Raw genomic sequence first — 472 nt, 5'->3', positions numbered from 1 at the left:
CCTAATGTTCATGGAATACGCGCGTAACGCTATGCGTATGGCTGCTCTGATGAAAACTCAGAACATCCAAGTTTACACGCATGACTCTATCGGTCTTGGCGAAGATGGTCCAACTCACCAACCAGTTGAGCAGATCGCTTCTCTACGTCTAACGCCAAACATGAGCACATGGCGCCCATGTGACCAAGTTGAGTCTGCTGTTGCTTGGAAACTGGCAATCGAGCGTAAAGATGGTCCTTCTGCACTTATCTTCTCTCGTCAAAACCTTGCACAACAAGATCGTGACGCTGAGCAAGTAGCAAACATCGCTAAGGGTGGTTACATCCTGAAAGATTGTGCTGGCAAGCCAGAGCTAATCATCATTGCAACGGGTTCTGAAGTTGAGCTAGCGGTTAGCGCTGCTGCTGAACTAACAGCTGAAGGTAAAGCGGTACGCGTAGTATCTATGCCTGCAACTGACGCATTCGATAAG

General features: G+C 48.5%; 1 protein-coding gene. It reads left to right on the top strand.

Features of this window, described 5'->3' with window-relative positions:
- A partial coding sequence (locus tag A142_RS17160) for a transketolase-like TK C-terminal-containing protein (protein ID WP_019821518.1) occupies window positions 1-472 on the top strand: 472 nt, incomplete at both ends.

Origin of the sequence: Vibrio splendidus 12E03 (assembly GCF_000272105.2) — a bacterium.
Classification (GTDB): Bacteria; Pseudomonadota; Gammaproteobacteria; order Enterobacterales; family Vibrionaceae; genus Vibrio; species Vibrio splendidus_I.
The sequence above is the reverse complement of the archived record's forward strand: the minus strand, read 5'-3'. Positions and strand labels throughout refer to the sequence as shown.